The 19,101-nt window shown below is 69.2% G+C and carries 23 protein-coding genes; 15 read left to right on the forward strand and 8 right to left on the reverse strand.

What is annotated here, in order from left to right; genetic code table 11:
- The first annotated feature begins 105 nt into the window (after positions 1-105).
- Both OG504_RS35300 and OG504_RS35305 read left to right on the forward strand, forming a co-directional pair.
- Positions 106-819, forward strand: a complete 714-nt coding sequence (locus OG504_RS35300) for a FadR/GntR family transcriptional regulator (RefSeq protein ID WP_399394831.1) — start codon at positions 106-108, stop codon at positions 817-819.
- Between the two features lie 43 nt (positions 820-862).
- Positions 863-1,300 (forward strand): protein phosphatase, encoded by a 438-nt coding sequence (locus OG504_RS35305; protein WP_405993417.1) that lies wholly within the window; start codon positions 863-865, stop codon positions 1,298-1,300.
- 3 nt (positions 1,301-1,303) lie between these two features.
- On the opposite strand, the gene OG504_RS35310 is transcribed toward OG504_RS35305, so the two are convergent.
- On the reverse strand, positions 1,304-1,876 hold the full coding sequence (locus tag OG504_RS35310) for a class I SAM-dependent methyltransferase (RefSeq protein WP_405993418.1): 573 nt from the start codon (positions 1,874-1,876) through the stop codon (positions 1,304-1,306).
- 55 nt (positions 1,877-1,931) lie between these two features.
- Here OG504_RS35310 and OG504_RS35315 point away from each other — a divergent pair, with 55 nt between their 5' ends.
- Entirely contained in the window at positions 1,932-2,693 is a 762-nt protein-coding gene (locus OG504_RS35315; protein WP_405993419.1) for an AraC family transcriptional regulator, read from the forward strand.
- A gap of 19 nt (positions 2,694-2,712) precedes the next feature.
- Here OG504_RS35315 and bla read toward each other — a convergent pair whose 3' ends face one another.
- Complete coding sequence (gene bla / locus OG504_RS35320) at positions 2,713-3,645, reverse strand: class A beta-lactamase (RefSeq protein WP_405996516.1); 933 nt, start codon at positions 3,643-3,645, stop codon at positions 2,713-2,715.
- Between the two features lie 150 nt (positions 3,646-3,795).
- Here bla and OG504_RS35325 point away from each other — a divergent pair, with 150 nt between their 5' ends.
- Entirely contained in the window at positions 3,796-4,953 is a 1,158-nt protein-coding gene (locus OG504_RS35325; RefSeq protein WP_405993420.1) for an abortive phage infection protein, read from the forward strand.
- Here OG504_RS35325 and OG504_RS35330 read toward each other — a convergent pair.
- Positions 4,934-5,461, reverse strand: a complete 528-nt coding sequence (locus OG504_RS35330) for a GNAT family N-acetyltransferase (RefSeq protein ID WP_405993421.1) — start codon at positions 5,459-5,461, stop codon at positions 4,934-4,936. The two genes, OG504_RS35325 and OG504_RS35330, sit on opposite strands and share 20 nt — an antisense overlap.
- 286 nt (positions 5,462-5,747) lie before the next feature.
- Between OG504_RS35330 and OG504_RS35335 the strand changes: the two genes are divergently transcribed.
- From OG504_RS35335 to OG504_RS35365, 7 genes are all read left to right on the forward strand, one after another.
- Entirely contained in the window at positions 5,748-6,512 is a 765-nt protein-coding gene (locus tag OG504_RS35335) for an SCO2525 family SAM-dependent methyltransferase (protein ID WP_405993422.1), read from the forward strand.
- Positions 6,513-6,596: 84 nt separating this feature from the next.
- Complete coding sequence (locus tag OG504_RS35340; RefSeq protein WP_405993423.1) at positions 6,597-8,438, forward strand: SCO2524 family protein; 1,842 nt, start codon at positions 6,597-6,599, stop codon at positions 8,436-8,438.
- A gap of 3 nt (positions 8,439-8,441) precedes the next feature.
- Complete coding sequence (locus OG504_RS35345) at positions 8,442-9,359, forward strand: SCO2523 family variant P-loop protein (protein ID WP_405993424.1); 918 nt, start codon at positions 8,442-8,444, stop codon at positions 9,357-9,359.
- Complete coding sequence (locus OG504_RS35350; RefSeq protein ID WP_405993425.1) at positions 9,356-10,339, forward strand: SCO2522 family protein; 984 nt, start codon at positions 9,356-9,358, stop codon at positions 10,337-10,339. The genes OG504_RS35345 and OG504_RS35350 overlap by 4 nt, the downstream gene beginning before the upstream one ends.
- Before the next feature lies 1 nt (position 10,340).
- Complete coding sequence (locus OG504_RS35355) at positions 10,341-11,309, forward strand: SCO2521 family protein (RefSeq protein ID WP_405993426.1); 969 nt, start codon at positions 10,341-10,343, stop codon at positions 11,307-11,309.
- A 171-nt stretch (positions 11,310-11,480) separates the two neighbouring features.
- Positions 11,481-12,410 (forward strand): hypothetical protein, encoded by a 930-nt coding sequence (locus tag OG504_RS35360; protein ID WP_405993427.1) that lies wholly within the window; start codon positions 11,481-11,483, stop codon positions 12,408-12,410.
- Positions 12,411-12,825: 415 nt separating this feature from the next.
- Positions 12,826-13,215, forward strand: coding sequence for a VOC family protein (locus OG504_RS35365; protein WP_405993428.1), 390 nt, complete (start codon positions 12,826-12,828; stop codon positions 13,213-13,215).
- A gap of 404 nt (positions 13,216-13,619) precedes the next feature.
- Here the strand turns inward: OG504_RS35365 and OG504_RS35370 are convergent, their stop codons facing one another.
- Entirely contained in the window at positions 13,620-13,832 is a 213-nt protein-coding gene (locus OG504_RS35370) for a hypothetical protein (RefSeq protein WP_405993429.1), read from the reverse strand.
- A 33-nt stretch (positions 13,833-13,865) separates the two neighbouring features.
- Entirely contained in the window at positions 13,866-14,003 is a 138-nt protein-coding gene (locus tag OG504_RS35375) for a hypothetical protein (protein ID WP_405993430.1), read from the reverse strand.
- A 392-nt stretch (positions 14,004-14,395) separates the two neighbouring features.
- Between OG504_RS35375 and OG504_RS35380 the strand changes: the two genes are divergently transcribed.
- The 4 genes from OG504_RS35380 (at position 14,396) to OG504_RS35395 (ending at position 16,947) form a co-directional block, all read left to right on the forward strand.
- Positions 14,396-14,611, forward strand: a complete 216-nt coding sequence (locus OG504_RS35380; protein ID WP_043676597.1) for a hypothetical protein — start codon at positions 14,396-14,398, stop codon at positions 14,609-14,611.
- Between the two features lie 57 nt (positions 14,612-14,668).
- Positions 14,669-15,418 carry a DNA repair protein RecO gene (gene recO / locus OG504_RS35385; RefSeq protein WP_393755358.1) on the forward strand — a complete coding sequence of 250 codons (750 nt, stop codon included), beginning with the start codon at positions 14,669-14,671 and terminating at the stop codon, positions 15,416-15,418.
- A gap of 79 nt (positions 15,419-15,497) precedes the next feature.
- Positions 15,498-16,340 (forward strand): isoprenyl transferase, encoded by an 843-nt coding sequence (locus tag OG504_RS35390; protein ID WP_405993431.1) that lies wholly within the window; start codon positions 15,498-15,500, stop codon positions 16,338-16,340.
- 64 nt (positions 16,341-16,404) lie between these two features.
- Positions 16,405-16,947: a YcxB family protein gene (locus tag OG504_RS35395; protein WP_405993432.1), complete on the forward strand. Its 543-nt coding sequence runs from the start codon at positions 16,405-16,407 to the stop codon at positions 16,945-16,947.
- Between the two features lie 3 nt (positions 16,948-16,950).
- On the opposite strand, the gene OG504_RS35400 is transcribed toward OG504_RS35395, so the two are convergent.
- Genes OG504_RS35400 through OG504_RS35410 form a run of 3 tightly spaced genes read right to left on the reverse strand, consistent with a single transcriptional unit; the run spans position 16,951 to position 19,096 of the window.
- Positions 16,951-17,367 (reverse strand): Fur family transcriptional regulator, encoded by a 417-nt coding sequence (locus OG504_RS35400; protein ID WP_405993433.1) that lies wholly within the window; start codon positions 17,365-17,367, stop codon positions 16,951-16,953.
- Between the two features lie 59 nt (positions 17,368-17,426).
- Positions 17,427-18,329 carry a metal ABC transporter permease gene (locus tag OG504_RS35405; RefSeq protein WP_405993434.1) on the reverse strand — a complete coding sequence of 301 codons (903 nt, stop codon included), beginning with the start codon at positions 18,327-18,329 and terminating at the stop codon, positions 17,427-17,429.
- Positions 18,329-19,096 (reverse strand): metal ABC transporter ATP-binding protein, encoded by a 768-nt coding sequence (locus OG504_RS35410; protein WP_405996517.1) that lies wholly within the window; start codon positions 19,094-19,096, stop codon positions 18,329-18,331. Before OG504_RS35410 ends, OG504_RS35405 begins: the two co-directional genes overlap by 1 nt.
- Positions 19,097-19,101 lie beyond the last annotated feature (5 nt).

The following is a 19,101-nucleotide window of genomic DNA, read 5'->3' on the forward strand; positions in this document are numbered from 1 at the left end:
TCGGACCAATGGCGCTTTGAAAAGGCGCGGGAATGGCGACAATTGACACCTCATCAGGTCCGGCCGGGGTCAGACGTGGGACGTGGGACGTCTGATGCGGCTACGATGCGGCGCATGTCCGGGGAGCCAAGGAACAGTCGGATACAGCGCGAGATCGTCCAGCTGATCCTCGACCGCAAGCTCCAGCCCGGTGCGCCCCTGCCCACCGAGGCCGAGCTGATGGACGACCTCGGCATCAGCAGAAACTCCGTCCGCGAGGCCCTCAAAGCCCTCCAGGCCCTCGACATCGTCGAGATCAGACACGGCTACGGCACCTACGTCGGCCGCGCCTCGCTGACCCCGCTCGTCGACGGCCTCACCTTCCGTACGCTCACCAGGCACGAGGACGACGCGGACGCGCTGGCCGAGGTCCTCCAGGTGCGCGAGGTACTGGAGGAAGGCCTGATTCATCGGGTCGTTGCCACCGTCACCGAACCGGAACTGGACAGACTCGAAGCGGTGGTGAACCGGATGGAGGAAGCGGGCCGCGCCGGCCGCCCCTTCCCCGAACTCGACCGGGAGTTCCACGAGTTGCTCTACGCCTCGCTCGGCAACGAACTCGTCCCCCAACTCCTCGGCGCCTTCTGGACGGTGTTCCGCCGCGTCGCCGGCGCCCGCGGCTGGACCGACGACCCGGCCCCCGAACTCACCGTCCGTCGCCACCGCGACATCGTCACCGCACTGCGCGCCCGCGACGTCGAGGGCGCACAGCGCGCGATGGCGGACCACTTCCGCGGCATCGAGGCACGGGCGGCACAGGAGTCACGGGGAGTGGGCTGACGTTTGGGGGTGGCGGACGGCCCGTCATCTCTACGCTGGCCACATGACCGAGCCCTGGCACCCGACCACCACCGGCGTCCTACGACTGCCTTCTGGCCGCCTGGTCCGAGGCCGCGGGTTGCGCCGGCCACTCCCGGCCGACGGCCCGGTCCCGACGTACGGCGTGTATCTGCTGGGCGGCCCGCCGCCCCAAGTCCCCTGGTCGGCACGGTGGTTGCGCTGGCCCGACTTCCGGCTGCCCGCCGACCGCGCCGAGGCCCGCACGGTCCTCACCGAGGCCTGGCAGCGGGCTCGCACCGAGCGCGTCGAGATCGCCTGCGGCGGCGGCCGGGGCCGCACCGGCACAGCCCTCGCCTGCCTCGCGGTCCTCGACGGGGTGCCGCCGGAGGAGGCGGTCGCCTACGTCCGCGCCCACTACGACCGGCACGCGGTGGAGACGCCGTGGCAGCGGCGGTACGTACGGCGGTTCGGGCAGGGGTAGTTGTCACACGCGGCGCGCCCGGAAGCGTAGGCCGCCGCCCTCCGGATGCAGGTCGACGCCCACATCCGTGAAACCGGCCCCCTCCAGCCGGGCCGGAAGGGTCGCCGGATCGAGGGTGTTCATCGTGTCCCGGAAGTGCAACACCCGGAAACGGAAGCTGGGTTGACTGTCGCTGCCCGCGAACGTGCCGCCGGGGCGCAGCACGCGGAACGCCTCGGCGAAGATGCGGTCCTGGTGGGCGGCCGTGGGCACGTGGTGGAGCATCGTGAAGCAGACGACGGAGTCGAACGACGCGGCCGGCAGCGGCAGTTCGGCCCCGTCCGCGTGCAGCACGGTGGCCCGTTCGCCCCACTGGGACTGGAGCAGCCGTGCGGTGTCGGCGTCGATCTCGGCGGCGGTGAGGTGGTCGACCTGCTCGACGAGGACGCGGAGGTTGGCGCCGTAGCCGGGGCCGATCTCCAGTACGTCCGCGCCGAGTTCGACGTGCTCCAGGGCCCAGGGCAGGATGCGGTCCTTCGTCGTCTGCGCCCACCCCTCGGAGCTGCACAGCTTGCGGTGGGCTCGGTTCATCGGCATACGTCGACGCTAGGCGGGGCGGGCGGGTGTCCGCCACGGGCTAGGCTGACGTGTCATGTCGCGGAACGGACAGGAGCGGGGGCGCCGGTCCGACACGGCCATCCTCGTCGGCCAGTTCCTCATGCCGCGCGGCACCGCCTTCGCCACGCACTGGCATCCCGACCACCAACTCCTCTGTTCCGAACGGGGGTTGCTCCGGATCCGCAGCGAGCACGGGACGTGGCTGCTGCCGCCGTCGCTGGCCCTGTGGATCCCCGCGTACGTCCCGCACGCCACGGAGTCCGAGGGTGACGCCGTCATGCGCGGCGCCTTCGTCGCCCCGGTGAGCTGCCCGCACGTCGGCTGGCGGGACCCCACGGTTGTCGCGGTCACCCCTCTTCTGCACGCGCTCGTCGAGCACTTGGACCGCACGGACCTGACACAGGACGCCCGTTCACGCGCCGAGCTGGTGCTCCTCGACGAGCTGCGGCCGGTGCCGGTGACCAGCGTGTCCGTGCCCGAACCGCGCGATCCCCGGGCGCGGGCGGTGGCCGAGGTACTCCGGGCCCACCCGGCGGACGGGCGGACTCTGGCGGAGTACGGCGGCCAAGTCGGTGCCAGCGCGCGGACGTTGGCCCGCCTCTTCGTCGCGGAGACGGGCCTCGGGTTCGGCCAGTGGCGGGAACGGCTGCGGATGCAGGCCGCGTTGCCGTTCCTCGCCGAGGGGCTGCCGGTGGAGTCCGTGGCGCGACGGGTGGGGTACGCCTCGGCGAGTTCCTTCACGGCGGCGTTCCACCGGGTGGTCGGGGTGACGCCGAGGCAGTACTTCCCGCGCTAGCGGTGGTGTCTGCTCCGCACTAGCTGATCGCCTCTGCCACCAACTTGGCCGTGTCCGCGACCAGTTGGTTGTCGTACGGGGCGTCGGGCAGGGTCGGCTTCGTCGTCAGGACCGCGAGGACGACCGGGTCACCGGCCTCCGTCCAGGCGATGCCGACGTCGTTGGCGGTGCCGTAGTCGCCGCTGCCCGTCTTGTCGGCGATGGTCCAGGTCGCGGGGAGTCCGGCGCGGAAACGGGCGGCGCTCGTCGTGTTGTTGAGCAGCCACGCGGTGAGCCGGTCGCGGTCGGGGCGGCGCAGCGCGTCGCCGAGGACGAGCTTGCCGTACAGGCCGGCGATCGCGCGCGGGCTGGTGGTGTCCGTGATCCGGTCCGGCTCGGCCGAGTTCAGCTCGGTCTCCCAGCGGTCGAGCCGGGTGACCCGGTCGCCGAGGGAATGGGCGAAGCGGGTGATCGCGGTAGGGCCGCCGAGTTCGCGCAGGATCAGGTTGCCCGCGCCGTTGTCGCTGTAGCGGATGGCCACGTCGGCGAGTTGCTCGACCGTCATGCCGTCGGCCAGGTGTGCCCGGGTCTGGTCGGAACCGTCGACCAGATCGGCCTCCGTGTAGTGCACGACCTTGTAGAGCACCTCGCCGTGCCGGTCCAGGTCCCGCAGGACGGCCGCGGCGGCGAGCGTCTTGAACACCGAGCACATCGGGAAGAGTTCGTCGGCACGGTGCACGACGGTCTTCTTCGTACCGAGGTGATGCGCGAACACGCCCACACGGGCGGTGTGTTGATCCTCAAGGGCGCGGAGGCCCGTTGTGACGTCGGTGCCGGTGCCGGTGCCGGTGCTGTCTGCTGCCTGGGCCGAGGAGGCACCGGCGAGGAGGGTCGCGGCGGTGGCGGCACTGGCGCTGAGGAGGGTGCGGCGAGTGGTCGTAGGGGTAGTAGGGGACTGTTCGGAGCCTGAGATCGTGCTCTCCTTTGTTCGGTCTCCGTCGACGAACGGTCGATCTCCGTCAACGATCTCTCCAGTGACCGACGCAGGGCGTCATTCCTTGGTTGCGCCGCCGTAGACCATCGGCGGACACCGCGACGGGCCAGCGCTCGGCACAGTGGGCGCATGGCGAACTCACAGGGGATCACTCGGGGCCAGTTCCTGACGGGGGCGCTGGCCCTCGGAGCGGCGGGCGCGCTGCTGCCCTCAGGACAGGCGACGGCACAGCCGCAACCGCACGCGACACGTGGCCGCCGCCCCGGCCTGCGCCACCACGGCGTCGTCTACACCGTCGGCGAGGGCGAGACCTCCGCCACCGCCTGGAACCCGCGCCGGATGCGCGCCGATCTCCGCGCGATCCGCGACGAGTTGCACGCCGACACGGTCGACGTCACCGGCGACGGCGTCGACCGTCTCACCGCGACGGCCGCCGAGGCCGCCGAACTCGGCCTGCACATCTGGCTCCAGCCCACCCTCGCCGACGTCCCGGAGCGGGACATCCTCGAACACCTCGCGGAGACGGGCCGGTTCGCGGAACGCCTCCGGCGGCAGGGCGCGAGCGTCGACTTCAGCGTGGGCTGCGAGTTCTGGCTGTTCGTACCCGGGATCGTGCCGGGGGCCACCGTCCTGGACCGCGTCCAGAACATCCTGAACGGCACGTTCGACCCGGCCAAGATGCAGCGCAGGCTGGACGCCTTCACCAAGAAGGCGGCGACGACGGGCCGTTCCGTCTTCCACGGCAACCTCAGCTACGCCGCCGCCCAGGACGACGAGGTCGACTGGAACCTCTTCGACATCGTGGGCATCGACTACTACTCCTACTTCCGCCAACCGGCCGACTACGTCCGGGAGTTGAGCGCCTACCAACGCTGGGGCAAGCCCGTGACCATCACCGAGTTCGGCACCTGCGCCTACAAGGGCGCCGAGAAGACGGCCGGCATGGGCTGGAACGTCGTCGACCACGACAAGGACCCGGAGGAGATCAAGGGCCACCTCGTCCGCAGCGAACACACCCAAGCGGCTTACGTGGTCGACCTGTTGGAGGTCTTCGAGTCGATGGGCCTGTACGGGGCGATGGCCTTCGAATTCGTGACCCCGGACGCTCCCCATCGCGCCCACGATCCCAGCCACGACCTCGACATGGCGAGCTACGCCATCACCAGGACCGTCAAGGACCGTCCGTACGACCCGAGTTCACCGTGGCACTGGGAACCGAAGGAGGCGTTCCACGCGCTGGCGTGGAACTACCGTCATAGGGCGAATGTCACAAGGCGAGTGTCATGAGGAGGCGGTGCTCGCCCGGCCCGAAGTAGTCCTTGAGCACTCCCTGCTCGGACGAGAACCCCAGCGAGCGGTACAGCATGATCGCGGCGGCGTTCGTCGGTTCCACGGTCAGGCGGACCTGGTGGACACTCTCCGTGCGCAGCCGGCGCAGGGCCTCGGCCATCAGGCGCCGACCCAGTCCATGGCCCTGCTGGTGGGGTGTGACGGCCAGGCTCATGATCCAACTCACGTAGCCGTCCGAGGTGTTGACGAAGAGGATGTAGCCGAGCAGGCCCTCGCCGTCGTCGAGGACGAGGATGCGGTCGCCGTGGATGTCGCAGAACTGCCGGAGCACGAAGGCGGGGTACGGCTCCTCGGGGAAGGCCTCCCTGTCCACGCGGAGGAGTTCGGGCAGGTCGGCCTCGGTGATACCCCTCAGGGTCAGGTGCCGGTCGGCGCGGTCGCCTAAGAATGCCTGGTCAGCGCGGTGCCCCAGGGAAGGGAAACGTTCCTCCGGAAAGGGCGTCATACTGCCTCCTGTGGGTAGGAAGTCAATTGCGCGTTGACGGCTCGGATGACTCGTACGGGTGGTACGGGCGAGACGCGTGCGTCCTGCCTTTCTGGTGTGTTCGGCAGGGTTCCACCCATCTTGGGTGGGGCAATCCGGCAGTTCAAGGCCGAATCAGGTCTCATGAATGTATTCGCCACGATGCGCCCCCCGTGCGCCCCAGCGGTGGCTGTGACTTGACGTAGATTGCCCTACGAAATTGACGATCAGGTGTACGTCGCGCCTGTGATGTTGTTAGTGTGGACTGGTGAAAAACGCGGAAGTCGCCTGGAGCGCGTTCGATTCGATCGCATATGTAGATCACAACTACCGTGACCTACAGGCGGAGGACGCCGAGATCCTTCCCATTCTCCGGGATCATTTCGCGGGCCATTTCCGGAACCAGGGCGTCGGCCCGGTATACGGCATCGACGTGGGCGCCGGAGCCAATCTCTATCCCGCACTGTCCATGCTGCCGTGGTGCGACGAGATCACCCTCTACGAGCGCTCGCCCTCGAACGTTTCCTATCTGGAGAGCCAGGTCGACTCGTACGCGAAGAACTGGGACCAGTTCTGGGACGCCCTGTGCGGGAACAGGGCGTACGACACCTTCGACGCCGACCCGCGCGAGAGATTCCGCAAGGTCGTCAAGGTTCAGCAGGGCAATATCTTCGATCTTGAGCAGTCCGCCGGCCAGTGGTCGGTGGGGACGATGTTCTTCGTCGCCGAGTCGATGACCTCCTCCGACGAGGAGTTCGCCCTGGGTGTGGAGCGTTTCATGCGCGCCCTGGCCCCCGGGGCCCCCTTTGCCGCCGCTTTTATGGAACACTCCAAGGGTTATCACGCGGGTGAGCATTTCTTCCCCGCGTGCGACGTGGGAGAGAACGAGGTGCGGGAGAGGCTTGAACCATTCGCGGACGAGCTCAAGGTGCAGCGGCTCAAAACCGAGCCCGCGGTGCGGGACGGGTATTCCGGAATGATCCTCTCCTACGGCTGGCGCGGAAATTCGGACCCACAGATTCCGAACGGCTGACAGGGCGGCCGACCGGTGAATCTTCACAACAGAAGAGGGATATTCCTCGGCTGAGGGCAGTGCGGTCTGTGTGAGGGGCATGGAATGGAGATCAAGCCGCGGCAGCACCTGCTGGACATCTGGCAGGCGGTCGCCCGCCACTCCTTCGACGGAGGGGAGTGGGCGTGGGGAAAGTGGGGTGGTGAGAGCAGCGTCGCCGACGCCGAGCGCCTGCTCTGCCTGCTGTATCCGGCCACCGAGCTGCCCTCGTTCCGCCTGGACGACCCCGACACCACGCTGACCGACGTACAGCAGACGCTGAAGCGGGCCGGCGGGCGGCTGGAGATTCCGGCCAACCTCGTCATGGCCGCGGTCGAGTTCATGCGCACCCACACCGACGACAAGAGGCCCACGTTCGCGGGCGGTTACTACTTCCAGTCCCGGGACAAGGAGCAGGACCTCACCGAGGAGCAGCGTCAACTCGGCGTCACCGACTCGTTCTCGATGTCGATCACCCTGTGTCTCGCCCTGCTCGGCTTCCTCAAGGTCTACGAGTCCAAGACCCGCCGCGGCGACATGCAGGAGACGATCAGAGAGCTGAAGGTCGCGACCAGCAACAGGCTCACCGCCGCCATGGTGAGCCTGCTGCGGTCGTTCACGGTCAACGTCTACGACACCGACTCCTCCCAGGGCCAGACGCTCTGCGAACTGCTCGGCCAGGGGCAGTTGTCGCAGCGTCAGGTGCTGGAGCAGTTCCAGCGCCGGTTCCGCCCGCTGCGCGCCGCCGTCATCGAGAGTTTCATCCTCGGCCTCGACGTCCAGGAAGCCCTCAAGGACGAGAGCCAGCTCTTCGAGTGCGGCTGGGCCTGGAGCCTGGTGCGGGACGCGCCCGAGGTGGAGACCGAGGAGTCCATCGGGGCGCAGCCCAGCGGCGTCGCCAACCCGGTGCCGTACCTCTACTTCACGGTGGTCGCGCTCGACGGCATCCAGGACCTGTTCTCGGACCGCACCCTCACCCTGGGCCTGCTCAACGCCGAACAGCAGAAGCTCGCCGAGGCGCTGCGACTGCGCTGGGAGATCACCCAGCAGTACTGGTCGCGCATCGCCCGCTTCGACGGCGACCGCTGGCCCCTGGAGGACATCCCCTGGCGTACGACGGGACAGCGGCTGGAGTCCGAGTACTTCTCGCTCTCGGTCGCCGCGATCCTCGTGCACGACCTGATGCGCCGCCGGGCCACCGACGACGACCTGACCCGCACCGTCCGCGTCATGGAACGCCTCGCCGAACGCGGCCGTATCACCAGCCGGATGACGCGCGACGACCCGATGATCCAGCTGCACAACCCCGGCGTCACCCTGCCCCTCCAGGGCGGTGGCACCATCGGTCCGCCGATGGACTGGACGATGAGCGACTTCTCCGCCCAACTCCTCAAGCGCACCGTTCAGTTGTGCACGCTCTCCCGCAACCTCTCCGCGCACGACCGGCTGCTCAGGCTGGCCGAGGACATCTTCGGCCATGTGTGGCGGCGCCGGATGGGCGAGGGCGAGGGCGTCGGCCTGTGGGACAACGTGCACGCCATCTACCCGGAGACCGCCCTCACCGAGGGCCCGGTGTCCTGGAGCATCACCGAGCGCGTCACCGAGGTGATGGTCCAGGTCCACAACATGTACGCGCAGCCCCCGATCCGCAGCCTCGAACTCACCGAGCTGGCACGGGCGTTGCTCAGCGAGTCCACCCACCTCCTGGGCAACGAACAGATGGCGCCCGCGCCCAACGCCGACGGCAAACGCGGCATGCAACTCAGGGGAATCGAGGTCAAGTTGCGCCGCGCCCGCGCCCTCGTCGACGAACAGCCGGGTACCGCCTACTCGTTGACCCTCGACGTCCTGGGTCAGCTCGACGCACTCGCCCGGGCCCGCCAGGCCGCCGCGGTCCAGGGAGTGTGACCCGTGCTGATCTTCGCGGCCTCCGACAAGGGAGGCACGGGCCGTTCCGTCACCAGCGCCAACCTCGCCTACCAGCGCGCGCTGACGGGGGACGACGTCTGCTACCTGGACTTCGACTTCGGCTCGCCCACCGCCTCGGCCGTCTTCGACGTGCCCGACGCCCGCGAGGCCGCCGAGGACCGCGGCCTGCACTCGTACCTGATAGGCGAGATCAGCGAACCCGTCCGCATCGACGTCTGGGCCGACACCGAACACCGTGTTCTGCGCAACCAGCCGCCCGGAGCAGGCCGGTTGATCCTCATGCCGGGCGACCTCAGCGGCGGCGAGTTCGCCACCTCCGGCGAGAATCTGCGCCGCTGCGTGGACCTACTGCTGCGCCTCAACAGCGAGTTCGACCTGATCGTCGTCGACCTCAGCGCCGGCCGCAGCTACGCCGTCGACATGGTCCTCGCGGCCACCTCGCAACGGGAGATGAGCGGCGTCCTGGCCCGCTGGCTGGTCTTCCACCGCTGGACCCGCCAGCATGTGGAGGCCGCGGCCAGCCTCGTCTACGGCAAGCGCGGCATCCTCGCCGGCGGCGTCGCCCGCGGCCACGACGAGGACGCGCTGCGCGGCGCCATCCGCTTCGTACGGGCCGCCGTACCCGATCCCGACTCTGCGCTGTGGTCGCAGGCCACACCCACGCAGTCGGCGTGGATGGAGCAGTGCGACACCGAGCTGAAGCATCTCGCCTCGCACCACGGCATCGGTTACAGCCAGGTGCTGGGCTCGGTGCCGCTGGAACCGGTGCTGCAGTGGCGGGAGCAACTCATCACCGACGAGGACGTGTTGGACAGCCAGATCGCCACCATGGAGACCTGGCAGGCGCTCAGCGATCTGGCCGCGCGGCTGACCGACGACAAGTACTGGGAGGAGGCATGACGGAGGCCGTCTTCCGGGAGACCACCGCGGACCCGCGTACCCAGTCCGTGCCGCTGGCCCATCTCTCGCTGGAGCTTGGCCACCTCTACATGGAGGACTTCGAGGCGGGCCCGGGGCGGCTGCGCGAGCACTTCGCCGAGGTCCGGATCTGGGTGGACGCGGCCCGCGCCTCCGCCACCCGCCGCACCGGCGGCAAACGCCCCCGGATCAGCACCTGTTTCCTCATCGACGACTACTTCACCCGCTTCTCCACCCCGGCCGAACTCGTCCCGCTGGTCCTCGAAGAGGCCGAGAAGGCCGGCCTCGTCATCGACTACCTCGCCCGTGAGTCGGGCTGCGCGGTAGCCGACCGCATCGAACTGGCCGAGTCCGTCATGCACCGCCTGGTCGAGTCACCGCCGCCCGGCAGCCACGGCTCCCGCCCCCCGGTCAGCCAGACGGGCTGGCTCGCGAACGGCGAGCGCACCACCCCAACGCGCAGCGCGCTTGCGGAGATTGTCACCTGGCAGCCCCCGCACGAGACCGCGGCCCGCAACCACTCCGTCTTCATGGACGTCGAGTTGTGGTCAGACACGGACAAGGGCCGCCTGTGGTCCTGCCCGTTCCTGGCCGCCGTATGGCAGTTGGCCCGCCTGGGTCTGCTACGACACCTGGGCGAACCGGTGCTGGTCCCGCAGCCCTGGACCGGCGGGGACTTCCCGCGCGACTGGGACCGGCTGCCGCCGCTGCTCAAACTCAGCGACACCCGGGTCCCGTTCAGCGCGTACCGCACCTGCACGCTGATGGCGAACCGGTTCGTGGCCGTGGAGGACGCCGTACGGCTCATCCTCGACCAGATAGACGTGGACTCCGTCGCGCTCGAACAGGTCGCCAAGCGGTCCGCGGGCGAGGGCGTGGCGGTACCGGAGGCGGTGGCCCAGCGCGCCACCTATGTGTTCTACGAGGAGCCCGCCAACTCGGTGCCGACCGACGGGACTTGACATGACGACCCCCGGACGGCAGACGCGCTCGGTCCTCGCCTGCGGCGAGGTGCGCACCGGTCTGCTGCCCTCCTTCCAGGCACTGGACGGCCGCGCCGCCGCCCAACTCCTGCGGCTGCGCGCCGACGAACACGTCCGGGTCTCCGAGCGGCCCAATCTCTACGCCCTCTCGCCCGAGGTCCTCACGGGCGTGGACTGCCGGCTGCCCACCTCGAACGGCGCCAAGGTCAGGGCCGTCGGGACGGTGGCCGCCCGCGCGGCACTCACCGAGGGCCGGGTCATCCAGTCCACCGCCTACTTCAGCGCCCCGGCCGCCGGACCCGACGTACGCCGGCCCTGGGGGCACTACCTCGTCCGCCCCGGGGTCGTCGAGCCGTTCGGGAAACTGCCCGAACAGGCCACCGCGGAGGGCGTGTTGCGCGGCGGCGGGCGCGGCGAACTCGACCTGGGGATGATCGCCGAGGGACTGCTGGCACAGCTGGTGCGCCACCCCCTCCTCGACCACAAGGCACCCTTCAAGTCCCGCCGCACACACCTGCGTTGGGCGGCACGGCAGGCACCCGAGGGCGAGGAGGCGACGCTGGACCGCTTCACGCTGGCCGAAGACGGCCTGCGGACAGTCGAGTTGAGGGTTCCTGAAGGCACCGAGGCGGCCGCGGTCGCGGGGCTCTGCGAAGACCTCGCGTTGCACGACTGGCTTTTGACGACGGTGGTGCACATGCTGGAGAACAGCCGGCTCGGTGCGGCGGACGGGCCCGCGGCGGTCCTGGCACTGCGCCCGGCCGTGGATCACCTGCTGCATCTGTGGATGCCGCGCGCGCACGTGGACCGCATGCTGGGACACCTGTGGGACGTACTGGAGCGGGAACCGGGCTTCAGCCGCCAATGGGAGAACCTTCGCCAGCGTATCCGGGACCAACTGGCCATACAGGCCATCCCGTTGCTGCACCAGGCGCTGAGCACGCGCTGACGGGGCGGCACGAACCGCATATCCGACGGGGGAGAGGCTCACATGAACGGAGTGACGACAACAACGGGGGCGGGACCAGGGGCCGTTCCACAGCAGGATCAGCCCCAGCGCGGGTCGAGGCTGTTCATGAGGACGGGGTTCGCGGTCTTAGCGGGAGTGGCCGCCTTCTTCGTGACGAACGTCCTCAACGAGAACGACGGCGACCTGTGGCAGTGGACGATGTCCATCGTCCTGGGCTGCGCGACCCTGATCGTGCAACTGCTCGTGGACTTCGGCGAGCGGCTGGAAGCCGTCCAAGAGAGCCAGAAACGGCGCATCCGGGACATGAAGGACAGCCTGTCCAGCCACCACACCGAGATGCGCGCGGCGGTCGACGAGAGCTTCGCGAAGATCAACGCGGCGACCGAGCTGTACAGCAAGGTCGACGGCTCGGTGCTCCGCTCCGACGAGGTGACCCGGCTGGTACTGGGCTACACAAAAGTCGGCGAGCAGGGTGCGGACATCGTAAAGGCCTTCGCCGAGGAGGAGTTGGGCCGCCTGGCCCTCCTGATGGAGAACCTCGGCAACGGCACGGCGGACTGCCCCGGCGAGAACCACGAGTGGCTGATCGACCTCACCAAGTGCGTCAAGCGCACGCTCTACGCCACCAGCACCTCCGTCGACCGCGACTTCTGGTCGAGCGAGCCGGCCCGCCGCTATCTCGCCGCCCAGGAATCGGCCATCAAGTCCCGCCGGGTACAGATCCGACGCGTGTTCCTCGTCGACGAGGAATCGGAGGTGACCCGCAGCCTCCGCCAACTCTGCGAAAGACACCGCAAGTTCGGGATCGACGCGCGTATCGCGGTCCGCTCCCTCCTCGAACCGACCGCCCAGATGAACTCGTTGAACGACTTCATCGTCTTCGACGGCGAGCTCTGCTACGAGACCGAGCCGGACATCCGCGTCATGCCGGCCAAGACGACCCTGAAGATGACCCGCGAACACGTCGAGGAACGCATCAACCGCTTCAACGTGCTGTGGGAGGCGACGCCTGCGGACCGGGACCCGGAGCCGGAGGTGGAGCCCCAGCAGGGCTCCGCCTCGGCGGCCACGTCGGGTTAGTACGGGGGCGGGTCCGTGTTGACGGACATGTCGCCGTAGCCGAGCTTCTCGGGGGGTAGCCCTGGTACTGCTGCGGGGCGGAGTTGGTGACCTGGAAGGTGCCGTCTATCGGCTTGGCCTGGTTGATGCTGCCCCAGGTGGTGTCGAAGAAGAGCGAGTCGTCGTTCCAGTGCCAGTGGAACTGGTAGCCGCCGTCGCAGGTGGTGGCCTGTGCCGTGCCCGGCGTCAGGAGCAGGGCGAGGGAGGCCAGGGCGAGGACGGAGAGTCGGACGGTGCGTTTGCGGAGTGCGGTCGGCATGGCCTCAGGTTCGCAACTGCCCTACGGGGGACGGAAAACCCTTCGACCGTGCTCGAATCCTCCAGTACGGTCGCGAGGTTGTTTTCACTGCTGGGAGTCCCTGAGAGCAGGTTTTTCATGGCGTGTCGTATCGGTGAACTCGTGCTCGGTTGCCGTGACCCCGAGCTGCTGGCGCGGTTCTGGTGTGAGGTCCTGGGCTTCGTCGTGCTCGAGCGCGAGGAAGGGCAGTGGGCCGAGATCGGGACGCAGGAAGGGTTCGGGGGGCCGCATCCGACCATCTTCTTCAGCCGGCGGGACGAGCCCGAGCCGGGGAAGTCCCGGCTGCACATCGACGTCAATCCCACCGACCGGGATCAAGCCGCCGAGCTGGAACGGCTGTTGGCGCTCGGTGCTCGGCGGGCCGACATCGGGCAGACCGGGGACGAGCAGTGGCATGTGCTGGCCGACCCCGAGGGCAACGAGTTCTGCCTGCTCAAGGCCCGTATCGACCCGCTGGCCGTCCAGTAGGGCCAGGCCCAGTGGTGTGAGCGTGTGCAGGACCGCCTCGCCCGCCCTCGAGGTGCTCAGGTGGCCCGCCTCGCGCAGTACCCCGGCGTGGTGGCCGGCCGTGGCAGGGGCGATGCCCACCCCCTGGGCGAGTTCCGTGGTCGTCATGCCGTGGTGCTCCGCGAGCGTTGTCCGGCCTACGGCCGTGTCCTGGGCCATGGGGTAGACCACGACCACAGGGAGCGTGGGGTCCTTGAGGAGCGTCGGGTGCCGCCGGCAGAAGTGCGACGGCAGGACGAACAGGCCCCGGCCGTCGAGCCGGACGGCCCGGTCCGCGCCGCCCGGGCCGCTGACTTCGAGCACCGGTGGCTGCCAGGAGAGGCCGGGGTGGAGCCTGCCCAGCAGGTCGTCCAGGTGACTCTTCGTCAGGAAGCGGTCGTGCGGGGAGCGTTCGGCGTCCAGGCGGGTGGCAACTTCCGGCCCGTGCGCGAGAGTTCGAGCAGATCGTGCCGGAGTCGCCCGCGCGGGGTGGAGAGCAGCGCGCCTATCCCCGCCTCCAGGCCGTCGGCTCCGCCCGCCGGGGTGAGGAAGTCCGGGGGGTATCCGTGGAGCGGTGCGAGCCGGAGCAACTCGCGCACCGGGGCGGGCAGTTCGGGTCGTACCGTCCGCCGTCAGGGGTCGAAGACCGCCGACGCGGTGTTGGTCTGGAGTACGTGCGTGCTCAGCAGCGCTTCCCATAACGGGTCCGGTGTCTGCGCGAGCCTGATGTGTGCGAGGTCGTCGTCCGTGAAGTGGATGCGGGCCGGCATGAGTGGCCTCCCTCGTTCGAGCCTCGTTCCATAGCCGGAAGAGGGGCGGGCGCGTGCCTATGCGCAGGTGCTCGAAAATTGGCGTTGGTTTTCGGGAATCCTGGCAAACCCGCTGGACGGCCCCGCCTGTGATTTCCGAATGGCCTGTTCGAATTGGCCGATAAAACTTCCGAGGCGTCGGCCGTGAACCATTGGCCAAGGCCAACGCCCTTGTGCTGCCCCGTACTTGTCGCCACTTGCCGTCGACAGACTCCTGCCGAGTGTAGGGGCGGAAGGGTGCCGTGAAGTGGAGAAGCGTGAAACTCGAAAAGGGAGGGGAGTGAGGTGTGGGCACACTGATCGGAGGCGAAGGGCACCTTGATGGAATTGCGGATTCAGCTGCGAGGAGAGCGATGAAACCGCCGGTCGGATCGGTCGCCATGGATACCCGTACCGGACGAGTGGGCATCGTCATGGGGCATGAGGGGCCTTATGTTCAGCTGCGTCCGTACGGCGGCGGGCGGGAGTGGGACGTCGAGCCGGCCGCCGTGCGGGACGCGACCCCCGCCGAGCGGCTGAGCGCGGCGACCGCGTACGCGAACGCCCGCAGCCGCGGTGAGGTGCCCTGAGGTGCCGATGCCTCGATGCGTCGTGGCGCCGCGGAGCCGTAGGGGACAATGGACGGCATGAGCCTGTTCCGCGACGACGGCATCGTGCTGCGCACCCAGAAGCTGGGTGAGGCGGACCGGATCATCACGCTGCTCACGCGGGGTCACGGGCGGGTACGCGCGGTGGCGCGCGGGGTGCGGCGGACCAAGTCGAAGTTCGGTGCCCGGCTGGAACCCTTCTCCCACGTGGACGTCCAGTTCTTCGCGCGGGGCAGCGAACTGATCGGCCGCGGGCTGCCGTTGTGCACCCAGAGTGAGACCATCGCTCCGTACGGTGGCGGGATCGTCGCCGACTACGCGCGGTACACCGCCGGTACGGCCATGCTGGAGACGGCCGAGCGGTTCACCGATCACGAGGGCGAGCCCGCCGTGCAGCAGTATCTGCTGCTGGTGGGCGGGCTGCGGACGCTGGCCGGCGGGGAGCATGCTCCGCATCTCATCCTCGACGCGTTCCTGCTGCGTTCCCTCGCCGTCAACGGCTATGCGCCAAGCTTCGGGGACTGCGCGAGGTGCGGGATGCCGGGACCGAACCGGTTCTTCTCCGTGGCGTCGGGTGGGGTCGTCTGCGCGGACTGCCGGGTGGCCGGGAGCGTCGTACCCTCGCCGCAGGCCCTGGAACTCCTCGGTGCGCTGCTCACGGGAGACTGGGAGACGGCGGACGCGTGCGAGGCGCGGCATGTGCGGGAGGGCAGCGGGCTGGTGTCCGCCTATCTGCACTGGCATCTGGAACGCGGACTTCGTTCACTGCGGTATGTGGAGAAGTCGTAGCAGGGCGTAGTGAGTTGTCGTAGGGCGTAGGTCTTGAGAGACGTCGTAGCAGGTCGTAGAAAGAGGAGACGAGAAGCACATGGCCGTACGCGGGATCCTGGGGCGCCAGCGGCGCGAGTACACGGCGCCGGAGCCGCACCCGTCCGGGGCCACCGCGCCGAAGCTGCCCGGTGAGCTGATCCCGAAGCACGTGGCGATCGTCATGGACGGGAACGGGCGGTGGGCGAAGGAGCGGGGCCTGCCGCGCACCGAGGGCCACAAGGTCGGCGCCGAGCGGGTGTTGGACGTGCTTCAGGGTGGCGTCGAGATGGGTGTCGGCGCGATCTCGCTGTACGCCTTCTCCACCGAGAACTGGAAGCGGTCGCCCGACGAGGTGCGCTTCCTGATGAACTTCAACCGCGACTTCATCCGCAAGACCCGCGACACCCTCGACGGACTCGGTATCCGGGTGCGGTGGGTGGGCCGTATGCCCAAGCTGTGGCGGTCGGTCGCCAAGGAGCTCCAGATCGCGCAGGAGCAGACGAAGAACAACGACGCGCTCACGCTGTACTTCTGCATGAACTACGGCGGCCGGGCCGAAATCGCCGACGCGGCAAGGGCGTTGGCCGAGGATGTGAAGGCGGGCCGGCTCGACCCGGCCAAGGTCGACGAGAAGACCTTCGCCAAGTACATGTACTACCCGGACATGCCCGAGGTCGACCTCTTCCTGCGCCCCAGCGGCGAACAGCGCACCTCCAACTACCTGATCTGGCAGAGCGCTTACGCCGAGATGGTCTTCCAGGACGTGCTGTGGCCGGACTTCGACCGCCGTGACCTGTGGCGCGCGTGCGTCGAATTCGCCCAGCGGGACCGGCGGTTCGGCGGCGCCGTGCCGAACGAGAAGCTGCTCGCGATGGAGCAGGCGATGCGGGGAAACGAGTAACACCCCTGTCAGACTGCGGGGTTACTATCACGGCTCGTCACCGCAGCAACGGGGAGGGGCCGTGATGGAGCAGGCACAGAGCGTCGAGCAACGCGCGAGCGAAGTGGTGCTGGAGTACCAGATCCGGCTGGAGGACATGACCGAGGCCGTCCGGCTGCTGTTCCGCAGGCGCGGCCGGGCCGGGTTCATCCACCACCCCGTCTTCCACGCGGCCGTCATGGTGCTGGGCGTGCTCGTGCTGACCGCGGGCCTGGCGGGCGGCGACGGCATCGACTTCGCCTTCGGCATCGCGCTCATCGCCTGGCCGCTGCTGATGCTCGGGGTGCCCGGCATGACCGCCCGCCAACTGCTGCGGGCCAACGAGCACCACGGCGTGATGCGGGTGACCGTCGCCGAGGAGGGCGTGCGGACGGTCAGCGCACACATGGACTCGCGCATGTCCTGGGCCAACTACGGCAGTTACGCCGAGACGGACCACTGCTTCGTACTCCGCAGCCCGGACAGGATCGGCGCCTGCGCGATGGTGATCGTCAAGCAGGGCGCACACAGCCCGCAGGACGTGGACCGCCTACGAGCCCTGCTGAACACCGAACTGCCCCGCGTCTAGGGCCTAAGCAGCGGCCGCCGCGCACTCCGCGCACGTGCCGAAGATCTCCACCGTGTGCGCCACGTTCACGTACCCGTGCTCCGCCGCGATCGCCTCAGCCCACTTCTCCACAGCCGGGCCCTCCACCTCCACCGCCTTGCCGCAGACCCGGCACACCAGGTGGTGATGGTGATCGCCCGTGGAGCAGCGGCGGTACACGGACTCGCCCTCGTCCGTGCGCAGGACGTCGACCTCGCCGGCGTCGGCGAGGTTCTGGAGGGTGCGGTAGACCGTGGTCAGGCCGACCGAGTCACCCTTGTGCTTGAGCATGTCGTGGAGTTCCTGGGCGCTGCGGAACTCGTCGACCTCGTTGAGCGCCGCCGACACGGCGGCACGCTGGCGGGTGGAGCGTCCCTTTACGGGCGGGCCGGCCGTCGTCACCGTTGCCTCCTCACGTCTGCACTTTGCCGAGCCATTGTGCCAGCCCGGGCTGTGCGTGGTCAGACGCCGACCTCGTCGGCGGCCCCCCGGGTGGCCGGAATCGCGCACTCCGCCGGGTCCCCGGCCGGTCGCGCGGCGGCCGCGGCCCGGGCCCGGCGCCTCGCCAGCGGAGTCGCCAGCGCGGTGAGGGCGATGAACGCGGCGATCGTCAGGAGCACGATCGTCGCACCGGGCGGGACGTTCTGGTAGTACGAGGTGACGGTGCCGCTGACCGTCACGGTCACCCCGATCACGCCCGCGATCGCGAGGGTCGCCCCGAAACTGCGGGTGAGCTGCTGCGCGGCGGCGACCGGCACCACCATCAGCGCGGACACCAGGATCAGGCCCACGACCCGCATCGCGACGGTGACCGTGACGGCCGCGGTGACCGCCGTCAGCAGATTCAGGGCACGCACGGGCAGGCCGGTGACCCGGGCGAACTCCTCGTCGTGGTTCACGGCGAACAGCTGCCGCCGCAGCCCCAGCGTGACCACGATCACGAAGGCGGCCAGGATGCCGATCGCCGTCACGTCGGACGGCGAGACCGTCGAGAGCGAGCCGAAGAGGTACGAGCTCAGGTTGGCGTTCGAGCCGCCCGGCGCGAGGTTGACGAACATCACGCCGCCCGCCATACCGCCGTAGAAGAGCATCGCGAGGGCGATGTCGCCGCGGGTCTTGCCGTACCAGCGGATCAGTTCCATGAGGACCGAGCCGAGGACGGAGACGGCGGTGGCCATCCAGACCGGGGAGGCGTTCAGCAGGAAGCCGAGGCCCACGCCGGTCATCGCGACGTGGCCGATGCCGTCGCCCATGAGGGGCTGGCGGCGCTGGACCAGGTAGATGCCGATCGCGGGGGCGGTGATGCCGACGAGCACGGCGGCGATGAGCGCCCGCTGCATGAAGGCGTAGTCGAGGATGTCCATCAGCTCAGCAGTCCCGTGCGGATCGGTTCGGCGTCCGCCGAGTGCGGGTGTACGTGGTCGTGGCCGGGCAGCGCGTGCTGGCCGAGCGCGCGCGGGGGCGGACCGTCGTGCTGGACGCAGCCGTCGCGCAGGACGACCGCGCGGTCGATCAGCGGTTCCAGCGGGCCGAGTTCGTGCAGGACGAGCAACACCGTTGTGCCTTCGGCCACTTGACGGGTCAGGGTGTCCGCCAGCACCTTCTGGCTGGCCAGGTCCACGCCCGCCATCGGCTCGTCCATGATGAGGAGTTCGGGTTCGGCGGCGAGCGCGCGGGCGATCAGCACCCGCTGGTGCTGGCCGCCGGAGAGCGCGTCGACGGAGTCCTTGGCGCGGTCCGCCATCCCGACCAGCTCCAGGGCGTGCCGTACGGCCTCGTGGTCCGCCTTGCGCAGCAGTCCGAAGCGGGCGCGGGAGAGGCGGCCGGACGCGACGATCTCGGTGACCGTCGCGGGCACCCCGCCCCCCGCCGTCGTGCGCTGCGGTACGTACCCCACGCGCCGCCAGTCGCGGAAGGCGCGGCGCGAGGTGCCGAACAGCTCGATCTCGCCCCCGCTGAGCGGGACTTGGCCGATGATCGTGCGGATCGCGGTCGACTTGCCGGAGCCGTTGGCGCCGAGCAGCGCGACCACCTCACCGCGGCGCACGGTGAGGTCGATGCCGCGCAGGACGGGGCGCGAGCCCAGCTCGGCGCGGACTCCGCGCAGCGATATGACGGGCTCGCTCATCAAGTCGT

This window comes from Streptomyces sp. NBC_00986 (genome assembly GCF_045162565.1).
Taxonomy (GTDB): domain Bacteria; phylum Actinomycetota; class Actinomycetes; order Streptomycetales; family Streptomycetaceae; genus Streptomyces.